This window comes from Massilia sp. CFBP9026 (genome assembly GCF_034045165.1).
Classification (GTDB): domain Bacteria; phylum Pseudomonadota; class Gammaproteobacteria; order Burkholderiales; family Burkholderiaceae_D; genus Telluria; species Telluria arenae.
Genome location: NZ_JAXCWH010000001.1, coordinates 23,549 through 44,816, shown reverse-complemented (window position 1 = coordinate 44,816; position 21,268 = coordinate 23,549). Strand labels below are relative to the sequence as shown.

Sequence of the window (21,268 nt, the reverse complement as noted above, 5' to 3'; positions counted from 1 at the left end):
ATCAGTCGTTCTTGACGACGATGCTCGGGAACTTGCTGCTCATGTCCTTCGCCTTTTCGGCGATCTTGATCGCAACTTTACGCGCGATCTGCTTGTAGACGGCAGCCACCGCGCCGTCCGGATCGGCCACCACGGTCGGACGACCGGCGTCGGCCTGTTCGCGGATCGCCATCGTCAGCGGCAGCGCGCCCAGGAAATCGATGCCGAAGTCGGCGCACATCTTCTCGCCGCCGCCATGGCCGAAGATCGCTTCGGTGTGGCCGCAATTGGTGCAGGTATGGGTGCTCATGTTCTCGACCACGCCCAGGATCGGGATGCCGACCTTCTCGAACATCTTGAGGCCCTTGCGCGCGTCGAGCAGGGCGATGTCTTGCGGGGTGGTGACGATCACGGCGCCGGTGACCGGCACTTTCTGCGACAGCGTCAGCTGGATGTCGCCGGTGCCCGGCGGCATGTCGACGATCAGGTAATCCAGGTCGCGCCAGTTGGTCTGCTCGAGCAACTGCTGCAGCGCCCCGCTCGCCATCGGGCCGCGCCACACCATCGGCTCGTCCGGATCGATCATGAAGCCGACCGACGACACCTGGATGCCGTGGTTTTCCAGCGGTTCCATGCTCTTGTTGTCGTGGCTGACCGGACGGCCGGACACGCCCAGCATCATCGGCTGCGACGGACCGTAGATGTCGGCGTCCAGGATGCCGACGCTGGCGCCCTCGGCGGACAGCGCCAGGGCCAGGTTGACGGCCGTGGTCGATTTGCCAACACCGCCCTTGCCCGAGGCAACGGCGATGATGTTCTTGACGTTAGGCATGACCTTCATGCCGCGCTGCACGGTGTGCGACACGATCTTGCTGTAGGCGCGAATGGCGACGCCTTCGACGCCGGGCAGTTCCAGCACGGCGGCGGCGGCCATGCCGCGCAGCATTTCGACCTGGCTGGCGGCCGGGTAGCCCAGTTCCAGCTCGAAGGAGACCTGGCCGCCTTCGATCTTGATGTTCTTGACCGACTTGGTCGTGACGAAATCTTTTTGGGTGTTAGGATCGATGACTTCCGACAAAGCGGTCTTGACGTCGTTCTCAGTGATGCTCATGGTGCTCTCCGGATGATATTGGGGCGAAGTGTAGCGCAAAACGGCCTGCAAGCTGGTCCGAAGGGCCGAAAGTCGGCCAATACCCCCTGAGCGCGCAGGGCCATCCACTGGTAAAATGCTTCTTTTCATATAACCCGAGCGTTTCGACACCATGACCCGCAAGCTGTTCGTCACCACCGCACTGCCCTACGCCAATGCTGCCTTCCATATCGGCCACATGATGGAATACATCCAGGCCGACATCTGGGTGCGCTTCCAGCGAATGCAGCGCGAAGGCAACGTGCACAGCGGTGCGCAGCGCGAGGTGCATTTCGTCTGCGCCGACGATACCCACGGCACGCCGATCATGATCGCGGCCGAGAGGGAAGGCATCACGCCGCAGGAATTCGTGGCCAAGATCGCCGCCGGCCGCCCGCAATACCTGGACGGCTTCCATATCGCCTTCGACAACTGGTATTCGACCGATTCGCCGGAAAACGTCGAACTGTCGCAGGGCATCTACCGCAAACTGCGCGATGCCGGCCTGATCGTCACCAAGACCGTCGACCGCTTCTACGACACCGCCAAGGGCATGTTCCTGGCCGACCGTAACATCAAGGGCGAATGCCCGGTCTGTCACGCCAAGGACCAGTACGGCGACAACTGCGAAGTGTGCGGCGCCGCCTACCAGCCGACCGAACTGATCAACCCGTTCTCGGTGTTCACCGGCTCGACCCCGGTGCTGAAACCGTCAGAGCAGTATTTCTTCAAGCTGTCCGATCCGCGCTGCTTCACCTTCCTGAAGGAATGGCTGAACACCCCGGGCCGCCTGCAGCCCGAGATGGTCAACAAGGTCTCGGAATGGCTGGGCGAAGAAGGCGAGAAGCTGGCCGACTGGGACATCTCGCGCGACGCGCCCTACTTCGGCATCCCGATTCCAGATGCTCCGGGCAAATTCTTCTACGTATGGCTGGACGCGCCGGTCGGCTACCTGGCCAGCCTCAAGAATTACTTCGCCAAGCAGGGCCAGGATTTCGACGCCTTCCTGAACGATCCGGACGCCGAGCAGCTGCACTTCATCGGCAAGGACATCGTTTCCTTCCACCTGCTGTTCTGGCCGGCCATGCTCAATTTCTCGGGCCACCCGATCATCGACAAGCTGAAGGTCGCGGTGCACGGCCACCTGACCGTGAACAACGAAAAGATGTCCAAGTCGCGCGGCACCGGCATTTCGCCGCTGCGCTACCTGGAACTGGGCATGAACCCGGAATGGCTGCGCTACTACCTCGCCTTCAAGCTCAACGCCCGGGTCGAAGACCTGGACTTCAATGGCGACGACTTCGTGGCCCGCGTGAATAGCGACCTGATCGGCAAATACGTCAATATCGCCAGCCGCTGCGCCGGCTTCATCGCCAAGCGCTTCGACGGCAAGCTGGCCGACAGCCTGTCGCAGACCGCCCGCGACACCATCTGCAAGGCCTTGATGGCCGACGGCGCCGAGCGCCAGACCAGTATCGCCGCCGCCTTCGAGGCGCGCGAATACGGCCGCGCCCTGCGCGAAATCATGGAAATCGCCGACGTCATCAACCAGTACGTCGACGAATACAAGCCATGGCTGCTGGCGAAGGACGAGACCAAGAGCGCGGAACTGCACGACGTGTGCACCACGGCGCTCATCCTGTTCCGCCAGCTGACCATCATGCTGGCGCCGGTGCTGCCGAACGTGGCCACGCGCGTGGCCGAGTTCCTGGGCGATGCCGAACTGAGCTGGGCCGACACGCATGGCGCCGCCGTCTATGAAACCATGCTCGGCCGCACCATCGGCACCTACGCGCACCTGATGCAGCGCGTCGATGCCAAGATGGTCGAGAACCTGTTCGACAAGCCGGCCGTGGCCGCCGTTCCCGCTCCGGCAGCGAAGGTTGAGGCTGCGCAAGCCCCGGCAGCCGCCGGCGACAGCGACATCGAAGCCCTGGCACCGGAAATCTCGATCGACGACTTCACCAAGATCGACCTGCGCGTGGCGAAGATCGTCAACTGCGAACACGTCGAAGGCTCGAGCAAGCTGCTGCGCCTGACCCTGGACGTGGGCGAAGGCCGTCACCGCAATGTGTTCTCGGGCATCAAGTCGGCCTACCAGCCGGAAGACCTGATCGGCAAGCTGACCGTGCTGGTCGCCAACCTGGCGCCGCGCAAGATGAAATTCGGCGTGTCCGAAGGCATGGTTCTGTGCGCCTCGGCAGCCGACGAGAAAACCAACCCGGGCCTGTACCTGCTGGACCCGATGCCGGGCGCGACGCCAGGCATGCGCATCCGTTAAATCCGCAAGGCAAGAGGCCATTTCGACGCCGGCAACGCCGGTCGTAGAGGGGCCTCATGCAAGCCTCGGGAAGCATTCCCGAGGGTGTGGCGTGTGTGTACAATGCCATGTTTTAAATATGACAAAACGCCGCCACAAACTCTTTTGATAGGTAGCTAATAATATGACCGATTTGAATCCTCTCCGCCATATCCCTGAAGCCAATGTGTTCCGCAAGGGCGACGTCTTCGTCCTGTTCGGCGAACTGTTCGGCCGCGGCTATGTCAACGGCCTGATCGACCAGGCGCGCGCCGCCGGCATGACCATCGTCGGCGTCACCGTCGGCCGCCGCGACGACAGCGGCGCCCTGCGCCAGCTGAACGACGAAGAACTGGCCGAAGCGGAAGAGAAGCTGGGTGGCCGCATCATCAACGTGCCGCTGATGGCCGGCTTCGACATGGACGCCCCGGAAGGCGAACAGAACCCGACCGAAATGCTGTCCGGTATCACCCTGAAGAACTGGCAAGAAGAAAAGCTGGACTGGGAACGCATCGAGCGCTGCCGCGCAGCCGGCGTGGCGCGCTTCACCGGCTCGGCCGCGACCGTCATGGCCGAGATCGACAAGCTGGTGCCGCAAGGCGCCAACGTCTTCTTCGCCCACACGATGGCTGGCGGCATCCCGAAGATCAAGGCCTTCCTGGCGATTGCCAACCGCATCTATAAAGGCCGCGGCGAGCGCTTCATGTCCTCGCGCGCCCTGCTCGACAGCGACCTGGGCAAGCTGATCCTGATGAACTTCGACGAAGTCTCGGCCAACACGCTCAAGTACCTGATCGATGCATCCGCCACCATCCGCGAGCGTGTGACCCAGGCCGGCGGCGAAGTGCGCTACACCGCCTACGGCTACCACGGCACCGAGATCCTGATCGGCGACGAGTACCAGTGGCAGACCTACACCAACTACACCCAGGGCTACGCGAAGATGCGCCTGGAATCGATCGCCGAAGCGGCCTGGAAGAACGGCACCTTCGCGACCGTGTTCAACTGCCCGGAAATCCGCACCAACTCGTCCGACATCTTCGTCGGCGTCGAGCTGTCGCTGTTCCCGCTGCTGCGCGCGCTGAAAAAAGAAGGCGGCGGCGCCTGGGCCGACGAGCAATGGCGCATCTGCGAAGAGCTGCTGGGCGACGACACCTCGCTGCAACAGTTGCTCGACACCATCGAGGGGTACAATAACGACGCGACCAGCGCCACCTTCCGCAATTTCGAAGCCTGGCCGATGGACAACACCCCGGCGCTGGCCGACGTCATGATCGGCACCTCGGAAGCCATCACCGCCCTGCACAAGGACAAGAAGGCGCTGATCACCGATCACCTGTCGAGCCTGGTGCTGGAAGGCGCCGGTCCATTGATGTTCCATGGCGCGTCGGAAAAAATCGCGCCGGTACTGTGGCTCAACCACGACATCATCGCCCGCCAGTTGAACGCGTTGCACAAGTAAGACTTGACGCCGGCGGCGCGTGGCAGAAGAATCTGCCCGTCGCCGGCACTCAGCCGTCATTTATCTCAAGCGAATCATGATCTTCTCGAAAAAACACGTGATGTACGAATCCGAGCACACCAAGTTCATCTCGGAACTCAAGAAGCAGAACCCGCACCTGGACGAAGGCCAGGTCGCCGGCCGCGCCCTGCTGTGGGACAAGGAGCCTGTCTCGCTCGACGAGCAGGCCCGCGTCCAGGAATCGCGCCTGCGCCAGCAGGCCTACCCGTACCAGACCAAGGTCTGAGGACGGAGGCGCGCGCATGATGCCCCAAGGGGCGGCCGAGGGAGAGGATATCCCTCTGGAAGCCGCCGTGGACGTCCAGCATGCCGCGCCGCCCCTGCCGGAAGACGCCGCGATCGCACGCCTGTATGGCGAGCCGCTGACGCGCCTGCCGAACGACCTGTACATCCCGCCCGACGCGCTCGAGATCTTCCTCGACGCCTTCGAAGGTCCGCTCGACCTGCTGCTGTACCTGATCCGCAAGCAAAACTTCAACATCCTCGACATCCCGATGGCGCAGGTAACCCTGCAATACCTGGTGTACGTGGAACAAATCCGCAAAAGCAACCTCGAGTTGGCGGCGGAATACCTGTTGATGGCTGCGATGCTGATCGAGATCAAATCGCGCATGCTGCTGCCCAAGCGCCAGGACGACCTGGTCGAGGACGTGGGCGACCCACGCGCCGAGCTGGTGCGCCGCCTGCTGGACTATGAACAGATCAAGTCTGCTGCTGTGGCGCTGGGCAATGTGCCCCAGGAAGGTCGGGACTTCGTGCGCCCGCAGCTGTTCGTGGAACAGGGGATCAATACGCCCCTGCCCGACGTCGATCCCTGGGACTTGCAGCGCGCCTGGCTCGACGTGCTGCGCCGCGCCAAGCTGACCCAGCACCACCGGATCGGGCGCCAGGAACTGTCGGTGCGCGAGCATATGTCGGCCATCCTGCGCACCCTGCAGTCGCAACGCTTCGTCGAGTTCGGCGACCTGTTCGCGGGCCAGCACACGGTGCCGATCGTCGTCGTACACTTTGTCGCCATGCTCGAACTGGCGAAAGAAACACTGATCGAAATTACCCAGGCCGAGCCTTTTGCGCCGATCTATGTGCGCCTGGCCTATTCGCCGGCTTGATGCCGCTTTATTCTCATTTGTTCACCCATGAAAATCATTTCTTCCATTGACGAATTGCGCGACCAGTTGCGCGGCCAGCTGCGCACTGCTTTCGTGCCGACAATGGGCAATCTGCATGAAGGCCACTTGTCGCTGATGCGCCTGGCGCGCCGTCACGGCGACCCGGTGGTCGCCTCGATCTTCGTCAACCGCCTGCAGTTCGGCCCCAACGAGGATTTCGACAAATACCCGCGCACCTTCCAGGAAGACGTGGCCAAGCTGGAAAAGGAAGGCGTCTACGTGCTGTTCGCGCCGACCGAGAAGGATTTGTATCCCGAGCCACAGGAATACCGCGTGCGTCCGCCGGACGACCTGGGCAATACACTGGAAGGCGAATTCCGCCCCGGCTTCTTCGAGGGCGTGTGCACCGTCGTCACCAAGCTGTTCTCGTGCGTGCAGCCGCGCGTGGCCGTGTTCGGCAAGAAGGATTACCAGCAGTTGATGATCGTGCGAAATATGGCGCGCCAGTTCGCCCTGCCGACCGAGATCATCGGCGCCGAGACCTTCCGCGCCGACGATGGGCTGGCCCTGTCCTCGCGCAATGGCTACCTGTCGGCCGAGGAGCGCGCCGAGGCCCCGGTGCTGTACCGGGAGCTGAACGCGGTGGCCGACACCGTCCGCAGCGGCGAGCGCGACGTTGGCGCCGTCGAGGCGCGGGCGATGGCCGCCCTTGCCGAACGCGGCTGGAAACCGGACTACGTCTCGGTGCGCAAGCGCATTGACCTGCAGGCGCCGAACGGCGCCGACCTCGAACGCGGCGAGCCGCTGGTGGTGCTGGCGGCGGCCAAGCTGGGCGCGACCCGCCTGATCGATAACCTGGAAATTTGATTAGTGCCAATGCTGCACGATTGATTTCCAGTTTGCAACAAGATTGCAATGAGTGTTATACTTCCGTGCAGCAGCATTTTACAATCACGCCCAGGACCCCGCCGTGAACGTCTCCGATGCCGTCGCCATTGCCCGCAAGGGCCCGCCCAAGCCATCCGACCTCCTGACCCGCATCCCGGGCAATGCCGCGCCGCACCAGATGTCGGATCCATTCGACATCGGCGAAGCGCTCACCGCCCTGTCGCTCAGCGGCGATCCGGTGACCGTCTATTCCGGCATCCAGGACCCGATCCTGGTGCGGATCGAGTCGGTCGATGCGGAATTACCGCATTTCGTGCTGGATTTTACGGGCAGTGACATGCCGGTCACCCATCACGCCACCTTCGTCAGCGCGATCGGCGGCAACGCCAAGCTGCAATTCGAGCTCGAGAGCGACTGGCAGACCTTGCCCGGCCAGCCGCATCTGGTGCCGGCATCCTTCCCCGAACACTGCCTGGTGCTGAACCGACGTTCGGCGCGCCGGGTCGAGACGCCGGTCGGCGCCAACTACAGCGCGAGCTTCGGCCTGTCGGGCCGCCAGTACGAACTGCCCCTCTACGATTTTTCCCAGGGCGGCATCGGCATGCGTGCTTCACCCGAGCAGTGTTTCGGGCTACACGTCGGCAAGAAACTGATCGGCGTGCGGCTGGAACTGGGGCCGGCACTGGTCGTCACGGCCGATCTCGAAGTGCGCCTGATGCGCCCCTTCCGCACCTTCCTGCTGGGCGAACAGGTGCAGATCGGCTGCAGCTTCGTGAATATTTCGATGCAGTTCCAGCAGACGCTGGAGCGCTTCCTGACCAACGGGCGCACCGAGCGCCGCGCCGCTACGGTCTGACGCCACCTGCTTCAGGCCAGCACGAGACTGACCACCCTCAGCGTGGCGTCGTCCTCGCACTGCCGGTCGACGAAGCCAAGGCGCCCGGCCAGCCGCCGCATCGGCGTGTTAGCGGCAAGCACATAACCTTCCATGCAGCGCACGCCGCGCGCCGCGGCGTGCGCGATGAGGATCTCCAGCAGACGCCGCGCCAGGCCGAGCCCGTGCCAGTCGTCGGCGACGGTGACGGCGAACTCGCAGGTATCGCTGCCGGCCGCGCCCACATAGCGTGCGCCCGCGACGATGTCCTGGTCCGGGCCGCCTTCGCCGCTGACGGCGACCAGCGCCAGGTCATGCTCCGGGTTCGGCCGCGTCGCCGCCGCCAGCATGGCGGGCGACGGCTCGCGCAGCGGGATCATGAAGCGCGCATAGCGCGAATCCGCCGACAGCCGATGGAAGGCGTCGCGCAGTTCGTCTTCATCCTGGGGCCGGATCTCGCGGAGCAGCACCGTGCGGCCGTCGCGCAGCCGGGCCAGGTTCGGCAACGCCGAACTGTCGTCTTGCATCTCAGCGCCGTTTCTTTTGCCGCGACAAGGCCTGGATTTGCGCGATGGCGATCGCCAGCTCCGACTGCGCCTTGGCGTAATCGATCTTCGTGTCCCGGTTGCGCAGCGCCTCCTCGGCCAGCTTGCGCGCCTCGTTCGCGCTGGCTTCGTCCAGGTCGCGGCCGCGGATGGCGGTGTCCGCCAGCACCGTCACTTCGTCCGGCTGGACTTCCAGGATGCCGCCGGCGACGAACACCAGTTCTTCGTCCTCCTGTCCCGGCACCTTGATGCGCACGGCGCCCGGCCGGATCCGGGTCATCAAGGGCGTATGCGTGGGATAGATGCCGAGCTCGCCGCTTTCGCCGGGTAGCGCGACGAACTCCGCATCGCCCTCGAACACCCCTTCCTCGGCCGAGACGACGCTGACGTGGATCGTGGGAGTCGCCATGATGTCCCCGCTCAGACCGCCGCCGCGCCGGAGACGATCTCGGAAAGTTCCTTCGTGATCGCCGCCTGGCGGGTCTTGTTATAGACCAGCTTGAGGTCGTCGATGATGCTGGCCGCGTTGTCGCTGGCCGCCTTCATCGCCATCCTGCGCGCCGAATTCTCGGACGCGAAGCTTTCGGCGACCGCCTGGTAGATCAGCGCCTCGACATAGCGCACCAGCAGTTCGTCGATCACCTGGGCCGGGTCCGGCTCGTACAGGTAGTACCAGGCATGCGTACCCCGTTCGGCCCGCACGTTCTCCGGCACCAGCGGCACCAGCTGCTCGATGACGGCCTGCTGGCTCATCGAATTGATGAACTTCGTGTAGCACAGGTGGATGGCGTCGATCTGCGCGTTCTGGTAGGCGTCGAGCAAAACTTTGGCCGGGCCCAGCAGCCGTTCGAGGTGCGGCGTGTCGCCCAGCTGCACGGCATGCGCGACCACCCTGGCGCCGATGCGGGTCATGAAGGACAGGCCGCGGTTGCCGATGACAACCAGGTCGCTGCCGATGCCGCGTTGCTGGTGTTCATGCATGGCGTGCGTCACGGCGCGCAGGATATTGGTGTTCATGGCGCCGCACAAGCCCTTGTCGGTCGTGACCACGATGAAGCCGACCCGCCTGGCCTCGTCGTGCCTGATGAGGAAGGGATGGCTGTATTCGGGGCTGGCTTCGGCCAGGTGTCCGGTGATGTTGCGAATCTTGCGCACATAGGGACGCGCGGTGCGCATCCGCTCCTGCGCCTTGCGCATCTTGGAGGTGGCGACCATCTCCATCGCCTTGGTGATCTTCCTGGTGCTTTCCACGCTCTTGATCTTGTCGCGTATTTCCCTGCCCCCAGCCATGATGTGCTCCTTATAAATTGACCTACCTTCAGGACCAGAGTCCCGACGACAGCAATTGCTCGGCTTCCTCGAACACGCTCGTTTCCGGAAGCAGGCTGGTCCGCGCGAAGCGCACCAGCGAGAATGCGCGCGCCCGCGGCGGCAGGGTCGGCAGGCGGGCGATCCGGAATTCGAGGTCGATCATCGGCGCGCCCGTGGACGTAGCTGGCTCGATCACGACGTTCATCCGGTCCAGGCTCAAGCGCCTGGTCGACACCGAGAGATGCCGCTCGGGCTGGGCGAACACCGCGCGCACGTGCTCGAGCTCGCGCTCCAGTGCGTCTTCGCGCAGACCCAGGCCGGCCAGGTCGCGGGCGTTTTCCTCGACCTGCGCCTGCAGCCGCGCCAGCTCGCCAGGGTCGCTCGCGACGTCGCCGCCGATCACGGAGCGGATGCCCTGGCCCTGGCGCTCCAGCAATTGCAGCCGCGTCTTGAGCAGCGCACGCTCGCGCTCGAGCACGGTGCGCCGCGACTTGTCGGCGGCGCCGCGCCCCAGTCCCGCCAGCGCGAGCTCGTCCAGCAGGCGCCGCACGATCTCCTCCCTGAGTTCGGCATCGTCGCGCCCACACATCCTGACCTGGTGGTCGCTGAAACTCACGGTGGTCTGCGGCACGTCGCGGCGCATCGTTTCCCCTTCCATCCTGGCGCCCAGGATGTGGCGTTCGGTCAGTTCCATCCCCAGCACCGCATACGCTTCCGGCGCGTCGCCGTTGGCGGCAAAGAAGGCCCGCAACTCGGCCGAGCGGCTCATCCGCGATGCGACGTCGTCGGGTGCGCCGAACCAGGCGTGGATGTAGGGGTCGCCATCCCAGGCGGCGGCGCTGGCCTCGCGCGCCGCGGGCACGGCATCGACCAGCGCGCGCACATGCGCCAACGAGGCCGCCACCGCGGGTGCGAGCCGCTTCTGGCAACTGCGTGCCAGGCCCAGCTGCGGATGCAGCGCCAGCAGGCGCTCGATCGCCGCGTCCACGCCGGCCTTGTCCTTTGCCGTGGTCTTGTCACCCTCACGCCTGATCCTGTGGAGCAAACCCATCGCCGGTCCCCGTTACCATGCTAGCTATAGCGCTCGTTGACGATATGCACATGGATCTTCCTGTTCTTCCAGAACATGTCCTGGACCCGCGGCAGCAGATTGCTCAGCGCTTCCGGCGGCGCATCCCTGAACGTCAGCAGCACCGCCGGCCGCGAACCGTTGCCGGGCAGGTGCTCGATCTCATCGAAGGGTGGAAACCCATACTTGACCAGGAAGGCCTTGATGTCCTCGTCGCTGGTGCCCGCTTCCACATTTCCCACCAATAAATCAGCCATGGCAATCCTCCTTCAGGCCATGATGTGCACGCCGCCATCGATGTACATGGTTTCGCCGGACAGCCGCCTGGCATACGGCGTGGCCAGGAAGGCGCAGGTAAAACCGACGTCCATGATGTCGACCAGTTCGCCGAGCGGCGCCCGCTCGGCCGCATCCGCAAGCAGCAGGTCGAAGTCCTTCAGGCCGGAGCCCGCGCGCGTCTTGAGCGGCCCCGGCGACAGGGCGTGCACCCGGATATGCCGGGGCCCGAGTTCATAGGCGAGATAGCGCGCGCATGCTTCCAGCGCCGCCTTGACCGGTCCCATCAGGTTGTAGTTGGCGACCACCTTGTTGGCGCCGTAATAGCTCATCGTAAACATGCTGCCGCCGTCCTTCATGAGGCGGGCCGCCTGGCGCGCCATGCGCACGAAGGAGTGGCAGGAAATGTCCATCGCCTGGGCGAAGCCTTCGGCGCTGCTGTCGAGCAGCCCGCCCTGCAGGTCTTCCTTCGGCGCCCACGCGATCGAATGCACGAACAGATCGAGCCGCCCCCATCGCCGTTCGATCTCGCCGAACACGGCCTGGATGTCTTCCGGCCTGGTGACGTCCAGCGGCATGAAGATCGGCGCGCCCAGTTCGCGCGCCAGCGGCTCGACATACGTCCTGGTCTTCTCGCCCGTATAGGTGATGGCGAGCTCGGCGCCGAGTTCGCGGAACGCCTTCGCGCATCCATAAGCGATCGAATGCTCGTTGGCGATTCCCGAAACCAGGGCCTTCTTGCCCTCCAATATCGGACGGTGGCCTTCATTCGTCATGACGAAACTCCTTCGATTGAATTCATGGGTTCGATCCGCATCTGCGGCACCTGGCCCGGGACCACCAGCTCGGCCTCGGTCGCGGCGAGTACCTGCTCCACCCCGACGCCGGGCGCCGTTTCCAGCAGGGTGGCCCGGCCGCCGTCGAAGCCGATCACCGCCAGCTCCGTCACCAGGAGGTCGATCGTGCGCAATGAGGTCAGCGGCAGCGAGCATTGCCGCACGATCTTCGGTTTGCCCCTCGCGGTATGCTGCATGGCGACGATGACGCGTCTGGCGCCGGTCACCAGGTCCATGGCGCCGCCCATGCCGGGCACCATCTTCCCGGGGATCGTCCAGTTCGCCAACAAGCCTTGCTGGTCCACCTGCAGGCCGCCCAGTACCGTCAGGTCCAGGTGGCCGCCGCGGATCAGGCCGAACGAGACCGCGCTGTCGAAGGTCGCCGCGCCCGGCAAGGCCGTGACCGGCTGGCCGGCGGCGTCGGTCAGATAGGCCTGCGCCAGGCCTTCCTGCGGAATCGGCCCCGTACCGACCAGGCCGTTCTCGGACTGGAAGTAGATGTGCATCCCGGGCGGGACGTAGTTGGCGACCAGGGTTGGAATGCCGACGCCGAGGTTGGCCAGCATCCCCGGGCGCAATTCCTGGGCAATGCGTCGGGCGATCAGGGTGGGAGCGTCCATGGTGCGGCCTTCTCGTCATTCACCTGTGGGCCACGAGGTAATCGACCAGCACCGCCGGCGTCACCACGTGGTCAGGCGAGATCATCCCTACCGGAACGATATTGGCGGCGTCCACGATCACGGTCCTGGCCGCCATCGCGATCACGGGATTGAAATTGCGGGCGGTCAGGGCGTAGACCAGGTTGCCCTCGTAATCGGCAAGAAAGGATTCGACCAGGGCGAAATCGGCCCCCAGCGCCGTCTCCAGCAGATAGGGCGCGCCGTCGACCTCGATCTTGCGCTTGCCCTCCTCGACCGCCGTGCCGACGCCGGTCGGCGTCAGGATGCCGCCCAGGCCGTAGCCGGCGGCGCGCAGCCGCTCGATCAGGGTGCCCTGCGGCACCAGTTCGACCTCGATGTCGCCGGCGATCATCTTTTGCTGGGTTTCCGGGTTGAGTCCGATATGGCTGACGATCGCCTTGCGCACGGCCCCGGCCGTGACCAGCTTGCCGATGCCGCGGCCCGGGGTCGCGGTGTCGTTCGCGATCACGGTCAGCCCGCGCTTGCCCTGGCGCGCCAGTTCGTCGACCACCCGCTCCGGCGTACCGACGCCCATGAAGCCGCCAATCATGAGACTGGCCCCGTCCGGGATCATGGCGACCGACTCCTCCAGGCTGACCGTTTTCATGCGGCGGCCCTCACGACTGCCCTCGTGTGGCGCGCAATCATCAGTTCTTCATTCGTCGGCATCACCCAGGCCGAGACCTTGCTGCGCGCCGTGCTGATGCGCGGCCCGCCGGCGGCATTGGCGGCCGGCTCGAGTTCGACGCCGAGCCAGCGCGCGGCGCGGCAGACCCGTTCGCGGATCAGCGCCGAATGCTCGCCGATGCCGGCCGTGAATACCAGGGCGTCGGCGCCCCCGGTCGCGGCCGCCAGCGAGCCGAGCTCGCGGCCGATGCGGTAGACGAACAGGTCGACCGCGAAGCGCGCCCGCGCATCGTCGCTGTCGAGCAAGGTTCGCATATCGCTCGAGATGCCCGACACGCCGAGCAGGCCCGACTCCTTGTAGATCAGGCGCTCGATGGCGCGCGCATCCATCTTGAGGTGGTCCATCAGGAACAGCACCACGCCCGGATCCAGGTTGCCGCAGCGGGTGCCCATCGGCAGGCCGTCGACGGCGGTGAATCCCATGGTGCTGGCCACGCTCTTGCCGTTCTCCAGCGCGCACAGGCTCGAACCATTGCCCAGGTGCGCCACCAGGATGGCGCGGGCGGCGCCCAGCTCGGGATAGGCCGGCAGCGCCGATGCGATGTATTCGTAGGAGAGTCCATGGAAGCCGTAGCGCCGCACCCCCAGCCTGGTAATGCTGTCCGGCAGCGCGTAGGCCTGCGCCACCTCGGGCTGGACGCGGTGGAAGGCGGTATCGAAGCAGGCGACTTGCGGCAGATCCGGCCGGGCCTCGACCAGGGTGCGGATCGGCGCCAGGTTGTGCGGCTGATGCAGTGGCGCGAGCGGCGTCAGGCGGTCGAGCGCCGCGATCACGGTCGGGGTGACGCGCACCGCTCCTGTGAACTGCACACCGCCATGCACGACGCGGTGGCCGACGGCTACCAGCCGGTGGTCCGCGCGGTGGCTGCGCAGGAAGTCGCCGATGTGGTCGGTCGCCTCCTGGTGGCCGAGCGCGGCGTCGGGCTCCCAGCGCCGCTCGCCGATCAGGGCGCCCCCGGCATCCTTGGCGCTGAATGTCGCCGCGCTGACTTTCCCCCCGATACTCAGCCCCTCCACCTGGCCATGAAGGACGAGCTCGGGCTCTGGCGGGCCGGCGTCGAAGGCGCGGAACTTGATGCTCGACGAGCCGGCGTTAAGTACGAGAATGAGGTCGGCCATGGCATCACCTCACCGGTTTGCCGCTCTCGCGGCGCGCCCTGGCCACCAGCGTGGCCACCGCGCACGAGGCCAGCCGGGTGACCATCGAATCGGCGCGGCTGGTGAGAATGATCGGCACCCGCGCGCCGAGGACGATGCCGGCGGCATCGGCGCCGGCCAGGAAGGACAGGCTCTTGGCGAGCATATTGCCGGCCTCGAGATCGGGCACCAGCAGCACATTGGCGCGCCCGGCGACCGGCGAATCGATCTTCTTGATCCTCGCCGCATCCGGATCGATCGCGTTGTCCAGCGCCAGCGGGCCGTCGACCAGGGCGCCGCTGATCTGGTGGCGGTCGACCATCTTGCATAGTGCAGCGGCCTCGACGGTGGAAGGCACTTTCGGGTTGACCGTTTCCATCGCCGATAGCACGGCCACCCGCACTTCCTTGAATTGCAGGGCGTGCGCCAGGTCGATGGCGTTCTGCAGGATGTCCATCTTTTCTTCCAGCGTCGGCGCGATGTTCACGGCGGCGTCGCTGATGACCAGCGCATCGGGATACCCGGGCACGTCCATGACGAAACAATGGCTGACGCGGCGCGCGGTGCGCAGTCCCGTCTCGCGCTTGACGACGGCCCCCATCAGCTCGTCGGTATGCAGGCTGCCCTTCATCAAGGCTTCGGCCTTGCCCTCGCGCACCAGCTCGACGGCGGCCGCCGCCGCCGCATGGCTGTGGGCCGCCTCGACGATGGTCACGTCGCCGAGGCGCAGGCTGTTCTCTTGCGCCACCGCCTCGATCCGTGCGCGCGGCCCGACCAGGACCGGCGCGATCAGGCCGATCCGCGCCGCTTCCAGCGCGCCGGAGAGCGAGCTGGTGTCGCAGGGGTGGGCAACGGCGGTCGGCAGCGGCGGCAGGTCGCGGCAATAGTCGATCAGGCGCCGGTATTTCTCGTGTTTCGGTTCCATGTCGGGTCCTTTCAATGGAGGCGCGCGGAGGCCGGCGCATCGGGGACTGGCGGGAAGCCGGGCCGCCGGCCCGGTTCGCTACTCAGCAGCGCATGCAGCCGCTCCACCATGGCCAGCTGGGCGCTTGTCGGCGGCGTCTCCTGCACGTGCTCGTCGGCCATGAGCTTGTCGACCAGGTGCAGCAGCCGCTCGCGATCGCCGGGGTCGCGCAGCAGATGCGGCAAGGTGGCGATCGCCTTCTCGGGCGCGTAACGGGTGATGATTTCCTGCTCGCCGCGCAGGCGGCGCCACTGGTCGAGCGGCACGTCGGGCAGGTAGTCGGCATAGGCCTGCGCCAGCTCCTTGCGCTTGACCAGGCGCGACAGCGGCAGCAGTTCTCCCTGCTGGGCGCGCAGGCTGGCCAGGCGGGCGAAGGCCTCGGCGTAGCCGCCCTCGGCGATCGAGTCCAGCGCTTCCTGGACGAAGGGCAGCGCGCGCGCATCGGGCGTCTCCGATTCCGCCTGCGCCGGCTTGCGGTCCGCAAGGTAGAGCGAGTACATATTCGCGTAGATGCTGAAGAAGCCCGCTTCGGTGGCCGCGTCGCGCAGGCCCCGATACAGGTCCAGGGACGCACTGAGCAGTTCGGCGCCCGCGCTTTCCAGGCGCCGCCACGGGTCGTGCCCGTCCAGCGGCTGGCGCTGCTCCCTGACCGCCTGCGCCGCCGGTTCGAGCCAGGCCATCCAGGGATTGCGGCTCGACAGCGCCCAGTTCTGGACGCGCAAGGGGTGGAAGACGCGCAGCATCCGCGCACTCAGGTCGTTGGACATCGCTTTCACAAGCGGCTGCACGAACAACTCATAACCACGCTGGTTGAAGTCGGACAGCGCCGCCACCGCCTCGAACGGCTGCTCGTCGACACGATTGAAGCGGTTGAACTGGGTGCTGACGTCCTCGAGCCGGCGTTCGTGGAAGGTGACCTCGTAGCGGGGTTTTCCTTCGGCGTTCCCGTCCTTGATTTCGTTGATCTGCATGCCATACAGGCCCGGCGGCAGGATCTCGACTTCATTGAGCACCGAGACCAGCTGCGTGTATTCCTTCTTCGCCACCTTGCCGGACACGAAGATGCCGAGATGGCCGATGTTCTGGTGCAGCAGGCCCACGATCACCTGGCCGCGCGCCTTGATTTCCTCGGTGCTCCCGTAGATGTCGGCCACCCAGTTGAAGGCCTGCTCGGGCGGCGTGATGTTGTCGCCCAACGAGGCGAACAGGATGATCGGCATCTCGATGGCGCGCAGGTCGAAGGCCTGGCCGGTATTGCCCTTGACGTCGCCCGACCACAGCTTGTTTCCGACGAACAGGTTGCGGGTGATGAACTCGATCTCTTCGCGGTTCAGCAGGTAATACGTGCCCCACCAGCGCTCGAAGTCCAGGTAGCGCGCCGGTTCGGTGTCGGCATCCTGATAGACCTTGTAATACTTGTCCCACAACGAATTGGCCGGATTCAGGTTCTCGAAATTCTGCACCAAATGGGCGCCGTCGAAGATGCCGTTGCCGAGGTCGGCGACGAAGGAGGACAGCCAGGTTCCGCCGAGCATCCCGCCGGCGTAGCGCATCGGATTGTCGCCCTCGCCTTCGTTCCAGGCCCCGCTCACATACGACATCGGCGCCCCGTTGATGAGGAGCGGTCCGGTATCGTCGGGGCTGGAGGCGGCCAGCATCATCGCCGCCCAGCCGCCCTGGCAGTTGCCGATGATGGCCGGTTTCTCGCTGGCCGGGTGCAGCGCGCGCACGTGTTTCACGAACTGCCCTTCGGCGCTGCACACGTCCAGCATCGTCTGTCCGGGTTCGGGATCGCGGAAGAAACTGACGAAGTACACCGGATGGCCGGCGCGCATCGCCACGCCGGCCTGCGAATCGTCCTTGAAGCCGCCGATGCCGGGGCCATGGCCCGCACGCGGATCGATGATGAGATAAGGACGCTTGGCGGGATCGGTCGTGACGCCGGCCGGGGGAACGATCCGCAGCAGCGCATAGTTCACGGGCCGCGCGAAGCCGCGGCCGTCGAGGATGGTTTCGTAGTCGAAATGCAGGACCGGCGCCGATCCCTTCGCCGCGCGCTCGAGGAAGTTGTCGCCGCGCTGGCGCAGGGTGTCCCAGAACAGGATGGAACGCTGGACGGCGTCGACCGCATAGCGCTGGTACGACCAGGGATGGAGCCCGGCCATCCAGGCTGCGGGTTGTTCCTGAATCGCGGCGTCCGGGACCTTGTCGCCCACTGCCCCGTTCACCGCCGCGCCGGCGCGCTGGCTGAACTGCGCCAGCGCGGTCTTGATGCGCTTTTGATGGATGAGACCGATCTTGGCGCCGATCTCATGGCTCCGTGCGAGGTGCTTGGTGTCCATGAACGAACCTCAAGAAGAGGAAATCCGTTGCTCGGGAAAGGAATATGTGTGCCGCTTAATCCGCTGCAGCTTCCATTCTCGGCTTATCTGATCGAGTCACAATCAGACCATGGTCCTACGTCAGGCGTCGACCGCCACGCTCTGTGCCCAGGCCAGCGCCGACAGGTGGGCCTGGTTGACTTCGGATGGCGTGATCGCGAGCGCATCGGCCAGCGACGCCACCAGGTTCGAGTTGAGCTCGCAGGCTTCGGCCAGCGCCAGGTAGGGGCCATACGGCCCTTCGCGCCGCGTCAGCGCCTGCACCACTCCGTCGGGCAGCTGGATGGTGTCGAGCACCTCCTGCATGCTCAGACCCAGCAGCCGGTCGAGCAGCGAGAACATGCCGGCCACGAACAGGTTCTCCGCCTCGCTCTTGCCCAGGTATTTTTGCCCCAGCAGCTCGGCCAGGCGGCCGCGCACCACGGCGGTCTCCATCAGCACCGGCGAATAGCCGCTCGCGCTGGCCGTGGCCAGCAGCAACACCAGCCAGCGGTACAGCGGCGCATAGCCCAGCAGCGAAATCGCCTGGCGCAGCGACTGCACTTCGCGCCCGGCGCCGAAGCCCGCGGTATTGATGTAGCGCAGCAATTTGTAGGTCAGCGCCGGGTCGCGCTTCAGCACGCTTTCGAGCTTGGGCACGTCCTCGTTGTTCTGTACCAGCTGCATCAGTTGCAGGATGATGCTCTGGGTCGGATTCATGCCCTTGACCGGATTGCCAGGCCGGGGCGTCAGGTGCAGCTTGCCGACGAAGGCGTCGAGCCCGAGCGCGGCGCAGGCGTCGAAATCGGCCCAGGTGCCTACCGGCCGCCCCACCATGCGCAGCGCCGAATGCTTGGCGGCGGCATAGCTGCGGGCCTGGTCGGCCACGTTGGCGCCGGTGAAGCGCACCTCGAGGTAGGAGGCATACGGCGACAGGTTGCGCCCCAGCAAATTGATGTCGCAGCCGCGGATCGCCACGCCGACGCCGCCCGCGCGCACGGCCTGCACGGCCGAGCGCACGTCGAGGTCGGTCAGCTGGCGGATATCGAAGGTGAGCACGGTGCGTTCCGGCGGCAGCGCGTGCAGGGCGTCGGTCGACAGCATGGCCGGCACGGCATCCAGGAACAGGATCTTGTCGCGCAGCAGCCAGCCATGGTCTTCATGGTTGACGTGCTCGGCGACGAAACCGACCAGCCCTTCCAGGTCCTGGTCGGTGGGAATGCGTCCGTCGTGCTGCTGCCACGACAGCTCATAGCCGAGAACACGCTGCTTTGGATCAAGCAGCGGTTCGCGGACGATGAAGTTGGTGCGATGCATGGTGGCGCCGTTGGTTGTTGCCCGGCGCTAGCTTAGAAACCGAGGCTGTCGAGCAGATCGTCGACCTGGCCCTGGTTGGCCACGACTTCGGTGCCGGTTGGCTTGATTTGCGGGCCGTTCAACAGGCCGTTGTCGAGCTCGCGCTTGATCTCGCTTGGGGCGAAATCGATCAGCACCTGCACCAGCTGCTTCTCGAGGTTCTGCGCGATACCCGTGATGCGGCCGATCACCTGGCCGGTCAGGTCCTGGAAATCCTGGGCCATCATGATGTTCATCAGCTCGCTGCGGGTGGCGACTGCCCCCGCCGCCGACTCGTTCATGCTGGAAATCGTGCGCTGGGCCATCTCGCGCCACTCGGCCTCGGTCGCGCCCTTGTCCAGCAGCGCCTGCCAGCCTTTCGTGAGCTCGGCCGAGCGGGTTTCGATCGCGTCCTGCAGCGGGCTGGCCGCATCGGTCGCATCCAGCACCTTCTTGGCAGCCTGTTCCGACAGGCGCGCCACGTAATCGAGGCGATCGCGCGCGTCGGGGATGTCGCTCGCCGCCTTTTCGATCAGCTTGTCGAGCCCCAACCCGCGCAGGTTTTCGTGCAGCGCACGGGTCATCAGGCCGACCCGCTTGAGCACCTCCTCATGCGAGGAGGCGGCGCCGGCTTCGTGCGCCGAGTTCATCTCACCCATTTCAGGCTCCGGCTTTATCCAGTTTCTCGAAGATCTTGTTCAGCTTCTCGTCGAGGGTCGCGGCCGTGAACGGCTTGACCACGTAGCCGCTGGCGCCGGCCTGGGCGGCGGCGATGATGTTCTCTTTCTTCGCTTCCGCGGTCACCATCAGCACCGGCAGCTTGGCCAGCGCGGGATCGGCACGGATGTTTTGCAGCATGGTCAGGCCGTCCATATTCGGCATGTTCCAGTCCGACACCACGAAGTCGAACGATTCGCTGCGCAGCTTGGCCAGCGCCATCACGCCGTCTTCTGCCTCGTCGACGTTGGCATAACCCAGTTCTTTCAACAGATTTCGCACGATGCGGCGCATCGTCGAGAAATCGTCAACAACCAGGAAACGCATCTTTGGATCAGCCATGAATAACTCCGTTTGAATCTTATACTGTGGTTTGTTGGGTGAGCTGCCCTGGTGGGCGAGATAACAGGCTCAAGAATAGCATTTTTGTTGCCTTACGGCGATAAAATAGCCCCTAAAGCATTACTCCAGCTCTAATTCGGATCAAACACGCAACGCCCGGCCGCCCTGCGCCGCCAGATGTTCGAGCACCATGCGCGGCAATGCCTGCAAGGGGCCGACGTCGTGGGCGGCGCCCAGCGCGATCGCTTCGCGCGGCATGCCGAACACGACGCAGCTGGCTTCGTCCTGCGCGAAGTTGTGGGCGCCGGCCTGGCGCATCTCGAGCATGCCGGCCGCGCCGTCCTTGCCCATGCCGGTCAGGATAACACCAACGGCGTTTTTACCGGCCGCCTGCGCAGCGGAGCGGAACAGCACGTCGACCGAGGGCCGGTGGCGGTTGACCGGCGGCGACTGCTCGATGCGGGTCATGTAGTTGGCGCCCGAGCGCGTCAGCAGCAGGTGCGAATGGCCCGGCGCGATATAGGCGTGGCCGGGCAATACCCGCTCGTTGCCGGCGGACTCGACCACGCTGATCTTGCACAGCGAATCCAGGCGCTTGGCGAAGGAACTCGTGAACCCCTCCGGCATGTGCTGGGCGATCAGGATGCCCGGGCAGTCGGACGGCATCTGCATCAGGAATTCGCGGATCGCTTCGGTGCCGCCGGTCGAGGCCCCGATGATGATCAGTTTTTCGGAAGAAATCAGGGGGCTCCTCAAGGCCGACAGCGGCGCGCTGGCGGCCTGCGGCGTGCGCGAACGCGGCGCGATACGGGCGCGCGCGGCGGCGCGGATCTTGTCGGCGATCATGTCGGCATACTCGCGCATGCCGGTCTGGATCGAGATCTTCGGCTTGGTCACGAAGTCTACCGCACCCAGTTCGAGCGCGCGCATGGTGATTTCCGAGCCGCGCTCGGTCAGCGACGACACCATCAGCACCGGCATCGGACGCAGGCGCATCAGCTTTTCCAGGAAGTCGAGGCCGTCCATCTTGGGCATCTCGACGTCCAGCGTCAAGACATCGGGATTATGCTTCTTGATCAACTCGCGCGCGACCAGCGGATCGGGCGCGGTGGCGACCACTTCGAGGTCGGGCTGGGAATTGACGATCTCGCTCATCACGCTGCGGATCAGCGCGGAGTCGTCGACGATCAGCACCTTGGTCTTCATGTG

22 protein-coding genes are annotated in these 21,268 nt (G+C 65.3%); 6 read left to right on the top strand and 16 right to left on the bottom strand.

The genetic code is table 11. The features are described from left to right. Position 1: 1 nt before the first annotated feature. Positions 2-1,090 (bottom strand): iron-sulfur cluster carrier protein ApbC, encoded by a 1,089-nt coding sequence (gene apbC / locus SOM28_RS00235; RefSeq protein WP_123068152.1) that lies wholly within the window; start codon positions 1,088-1,090, stop codon positions 2-4. A gap of 151 nt (positions 1,091-1,241) precedes the next feature. Between apbC and metG the strand changes: the two genes are divergently transcribed. The 6 genes from metG to SOM28_RS00205 all read left to right on the top strand — a co-directional run bounded on the left by metG (position 1,242) and on the right by SOM28_RS00205 (position 7,782). Next, on the top strand, positions 1,242-3,389 hold the full coding sequence (gene metG, locus SOM28_RS00230) for a methionine--tRNA ligase (RefSeq protein WP_320466798.1): 2,148 nt from the start codon (positions 1,242-1,244) through the stop codon (positions 3,387-3,389). A gap of 163 nt (positions 3,390-3,552) precedes the next feature. Beyond that, a complete protein-coding gene (locus SOM28_RS00225) occupies positions 3,553-4,869 on the top strand; it encodes an enoyl ACP reductase FabMG family protein (protein ID WP_320466797.1) in 1,317 nt (438 codons plus the stop codon). A gap of 76 nt (positions 4,870-4,945) precedes the next feature. Continuing rightward, a complete protein-coding gene (locus SOM28_RS00220; RefSeq protein WP_123068155.1) occupies positions 4,946-5,155 on the top strand; it encodes a DUF3460 family protein in 210 nt (69 codons plus the stop codon). 16 nt (positions 5,156-5,171) lie between these two features. Next, entirely contained in the window at positions 5,172-6,038 is an 867-nt protein-coding gene (locus SOM28_RS00215; protein WP_320466796.1) for a segregation and condensation protein A, read from the top strand. 27 nt (positions 6,039-6,065) lie between these two features. Beyond that, a complete protein-coding gene (panC, locus tag SOM28_RS00210; RefSeq protein ID WP_320466795.1) occupies positions 6,066-6,905 on the top strand; it encodes a pantoate--beta-alanine ligase in 840 nt (279 codons plus the stop codon). A 103-nt stretch (positions 6,906-7,008) separates the two neighbouring features. Then, positions 7,009-7,782 (top strand): flagellar brake protein, encoded by a 774-nt coding sequence (locus SOM28_RS00205; RefSeq protein WP_320466794.1) that lies wholly within the window; start codon positions 7,009-7,011, stop codon positions 7,780-7,782. Between the two features lie 11 nt (positions 7,783-7,793). Here SOM28_RS00205 and SOM28_RS00200 read toward each other — a convergent pair whose 3' ends face one another. The 15 genes from SOM28_RS00200 to SOM28_RS00130 form a co-directional block, all read right to left on the bottom strand. After that, positions 7,794-8,327 carry a GNAT family N-acetyltransferase gene (locus tag SOM28_RS00200; protein ID WP_123068159.1) on the bottom strand — a complete coding sequence of 178 codons (534 nt, stop codon included), beginning with the start codon at positions 8,325-8,327 and terminating at the stop codon, positions 7,794-7,796. Between the two features lies 1 nt (position 8,328). Continuing rightward, entirely contained in the window at positions 8,329-8,754 is a 426-nt protein-coding gene (locus SOM28_RS00195) for a F0F1 ATP synthase subunit epsilon (protein ID WP_123068160.1), read from the bottom strand. An 11-nt stretch (positions 8,755-8,765) separates the two neighbouring features. Beyond that, positions 8,766-9,635 carry a F0F1 ATP synthase subunit gamma gene (gene atpG, locus SOM28_RS00190; RefSeq protein WP_123068161.1) on the bottom strand — a complete coding sequence of 290 codons (870 nt, stop codon included), beginning with the start codon at positions 9,633-9,635 and terminating at the stop codon, positions 8,766-8,768. 28 nt (positions 9,636-9,663) lie between these two features. Then, entirely contained in the window at positions 9,664-10,707 is a 1,044-nt protein-coding gene (locus SOM28_RS00185; RefSeq protein ID WP_320466793.1) for a hypothetical protein, read from the bottom strand. Positions 10,708-10,727: 20 nt separating this feature from the next. Beyond that, positions 10,728-10,982, bottom strand: coding sequence for an RNA-binding protein (locus tag SOM28_RS00180; RefSeq protein WP_320466792.1), 255 nt, complete (start codon positions 10,980-10,982; stop codon positions 10,728-10,730). A 12-nt stretch (positions 10,983-10,994) separates the two neighbouring features. After that, positions 10,995-11,777: an enoyl-ACP reductase FabI gene (gene fabI / locus SOM28_RS00175; protein WP_123068164.1), complete on the bottom strand. Its 783-nt coding sequence runs from the start codon at positions 11,775-11,777 to the stop codon at positions 10,995-10,997. Continuing rightward, positions 11,774-12,457 carry a 3-oxoacid CoA-transferase subunit B gene (locus SOM28_RS00170; RefSeq protein WP_123068165.1) on the bottom strand — a complete coding sequence of 228 codons (684 nt, stop codon included), beginning with the start codon at positions 12,455-12,457 and terminating at the stop codon, positions 11,774-11,776. Before SOM28_RS00170 ends, fabI begins: the two co-directional genes overlap by 4 nt. Before the next feature lie 19 nt (positions 12,458-12,476). Beyond that, positions 12,477-13,124, bottom strand: coding sequence for a CoA transferase subunit A (locus SOM28_RS00165; RefSeq protein WP_123068166.1), 648 nt, complete (start codon positions 13,122-13,124; stop codon positions 12,477-12,479). Then, positions 13,121-14,323, bottom strand: coding sequence for an acetate/propionate family kinase (locus SOM28_RS00160; protein ID WP_123068167.1), 1,203 nt, complete (start codon positions 14,321-14,323; stop codon positions 13,121-13,123). The genes SOM28_RS00165 and SOM28_RS00160 overlap by 4 nt, the downstream gene beginning before the upstream one ends. A gap of 4 nt (positions 14,324-14,327) precedes the next feature. Next, positions 14,328-15,266: a phosphate acetyltransferase gene (locus SOM28_RS00155; protein WP_123068168.1), complete on the bottom strand. Its 939-nt coding sequence runs from the start codon at positions 15,264-15,266 to the stop codon at positions 14,328-14,330. An 11-nt stretch (positions 15,267-15,277) separates the two neighbouring features. After that, complete coding sequence (locus SOM28_RS00150; RefSeq protein WP_123068169.1) at positions 15,278-17,647, bottom strand: DUF3141 domain-containing protein; 2,370 nt, start codon at positions 17,645-17,647, stop codon at positions 15,278-15,280. A gap of 120 nt (positions 17,648-17,767) precedes the next feature. Next, on the bottom strand, positions 17,768-18,982 hold the full coding sequence (locus SOM28_RS00145) for an EAL and HDOD domain-containing protein (protein ID WP_123068170.1): 1,215 nt from the start codon (positions 18,980-18,982) through the stop codon (positions 17,768-17,770). 32 nt (positions 18,983-19,014) lie between these two features. After that, the gene (gene cheZ, locus SOM28_RS00140) at positions 19,015-19,659 is read right to left on the bottom strand and encodes a protein phosphatase CheZ (protein ID WP_123068171.1); all 645 of its coding nucleotides are present in this window, start codon (positions 19,657-19,659) and stop codon (positions 19,015-19,017) included. Between the two features lies 1 nt (position 19,660). Next, the gene (gene cheY, locus SOM28_RS00135; RefSeq protein WP_005666673.1) at positions 19,661-20,059 is read right to left on the bottom strand and encodes a chemotaxis response regulator CheY; all 399 of its coding nucleotides are present in this window, start codon (positions 20,057-20,059) and stop codon (positions 19,661-19,663) included. Between the two features lie 141 nt (positions 20,060-20,200). Beyond that, positions 20,201-21,265 carry a protein-glutamate methylesterase/protein-glutamine glutaminase gene (locus SOM28_RS00130; RefSeq protein ID WP_123068172.1) on the bottom strand — a complete coding sequence of 355 codons (1,065 nt, stop codon included), beginning with the start codon at positions 21,263-21,265 and terminating at the stop codon, positions 20,201-20,203. Positions 21,266-21,268 lie beyond the last annotated feature (3 nt).

Coding starts and splice junctions, on each gene's coding strand:
- SOM28_RS00220 (WP_123068155.1), top strand. CDS start 4,946: ATGATCTTCTCGAAAAAACACGTGATGTACGAATCCGAGCACACCAAG.
- SOM28_RS00165 (WP_123068166.1), bottom strand. CDS start 13,124: ATGAAAACGGTCAGCCTGGAGGAGTCGGTCGCCATGATCCCGGACGGG.
- SOM28_RS00200 (WP_123068159.1), bottom strand. CDS start 8,327: ATGCAAGACGACAGTTCGGCGTTGCCGAACCTGGCCCGGCTGCGCGAC.
- SOM28_RS00150 (WP_123068169.1), bottom strand. CDS start 17,647: ATGGACACCAAGCACCTCGCACGGAGCCATGAGATCGGCGCCAAGATC.
- SOM28_RS00215 (WP_320466796.1), top strand. CDS start 5,172: ATGATGCCCCAAGGGGCGGCCGAGGGAGAGGATATCCCTCTGGAAGCC.
- SOM28_RS00155 (WP_123068168.1), bottom strand. CDS start 15,266: ATGGAACCGAAACACGAGAAATACCGGCGCCTGATCGACTATTGCCGC.
- SOM28_RS00195 (WP_123068160.1), bottom strand. CDS start 8,754: ATGGCGACTCCCACGATCCACGTCAGCGTCGTCTCGGCCGAGGAAGGG.
- cheZ (WP_123068171.1), bottom strand. CDS start 19,659: ATGGGTGAGATGAACTCGGCGCACGAAGCCGGCGCCGCCTCCTCGCAT.
- cheY (WP_005666673.1), bottom strand. CDS start 20,059: ATGGCTGATCCAAAGATGCGTTTCCTGGTTGTTGACGATTTCTCGACG.
- fabI (WP_123068164.1), bottom strand. CDS start 11,777: ATGACGAATGAAGGCCACCGTCCGATATTGGAGGGCAAGAAGGCCCTG.
- SOM28_RS00225 (WP_320466797.1), top strand. CDS start 3,553: ATGACCGATTTGAATCCTCTCCGCCATATCCCTGAAGCCAATGTGTTC.
- apbC (WP_123068152.1), bottom strand. CDS start 1,090: ATGAGCATCACTGAGAACGACGTCAAGACCGCTTTGTCGGAAGTCATC.
- atpG (WP_123068161.1), bottom strand. CDS start 9,635: ATGGCTGGGGGCAGGGAAATACGCGACAAGATCAAGAGCGTGGAAAGC.
- SOM28_RS00180 (WP_320466792.1), bottom strand. CDS start 10,982: ATGGCTGATTTATTGGTGGGAAATGTGGAAGCGGGCACCAGCGACGAG.
- metG (WP_320466798.1), top strand. CDS start 1,242: ATGACCCGCAAGCTGTTCGTCACCACCGCACTGCCCTACGCCAATGCT.
- SOM28_RS00185 (WP_320466793.1), bottom strand. CDS start 10,707: ATGGGTTTGCTCCACAGGATCAGGCGTGAGGGTGACAAGACCACGGCA.
- SOM28_RS00130 (WP_123068172.1), bottom strand. CDS start 21,265: ATGAAGACCAAGGTGCTGATCGTCGACGACTCCGCGCTGATCCGCAGC.
- SOM28_RS00145 (WP_123068170.1), bottom strand. CDS start 18,982: ATGCATCGCACCAACTTCATCGTCCGCGAACCGCTGCTTGATCCAAAG.
- panC (WP_320466795.1), top strand. CDS start 6,066: ATGAAAATCATTTCTTCCATTGACGAATTGCGCGACCAGTTGCGCGGC.
- SOM28_RS00160 (WP_123068167.1), bottom strand. CDS start 14,323: ATGGCCGACCTCATTCTCGTACTTAACGCCGGCTCGTCGAGCATCAAG.
- SOM28_RS00170 (WP_123068165.1), bottom strand. CDS start 12,457: ATGGACGCTCCCACCCTGATCGCCCGACGCATTGCCCAGGAATTGCGC.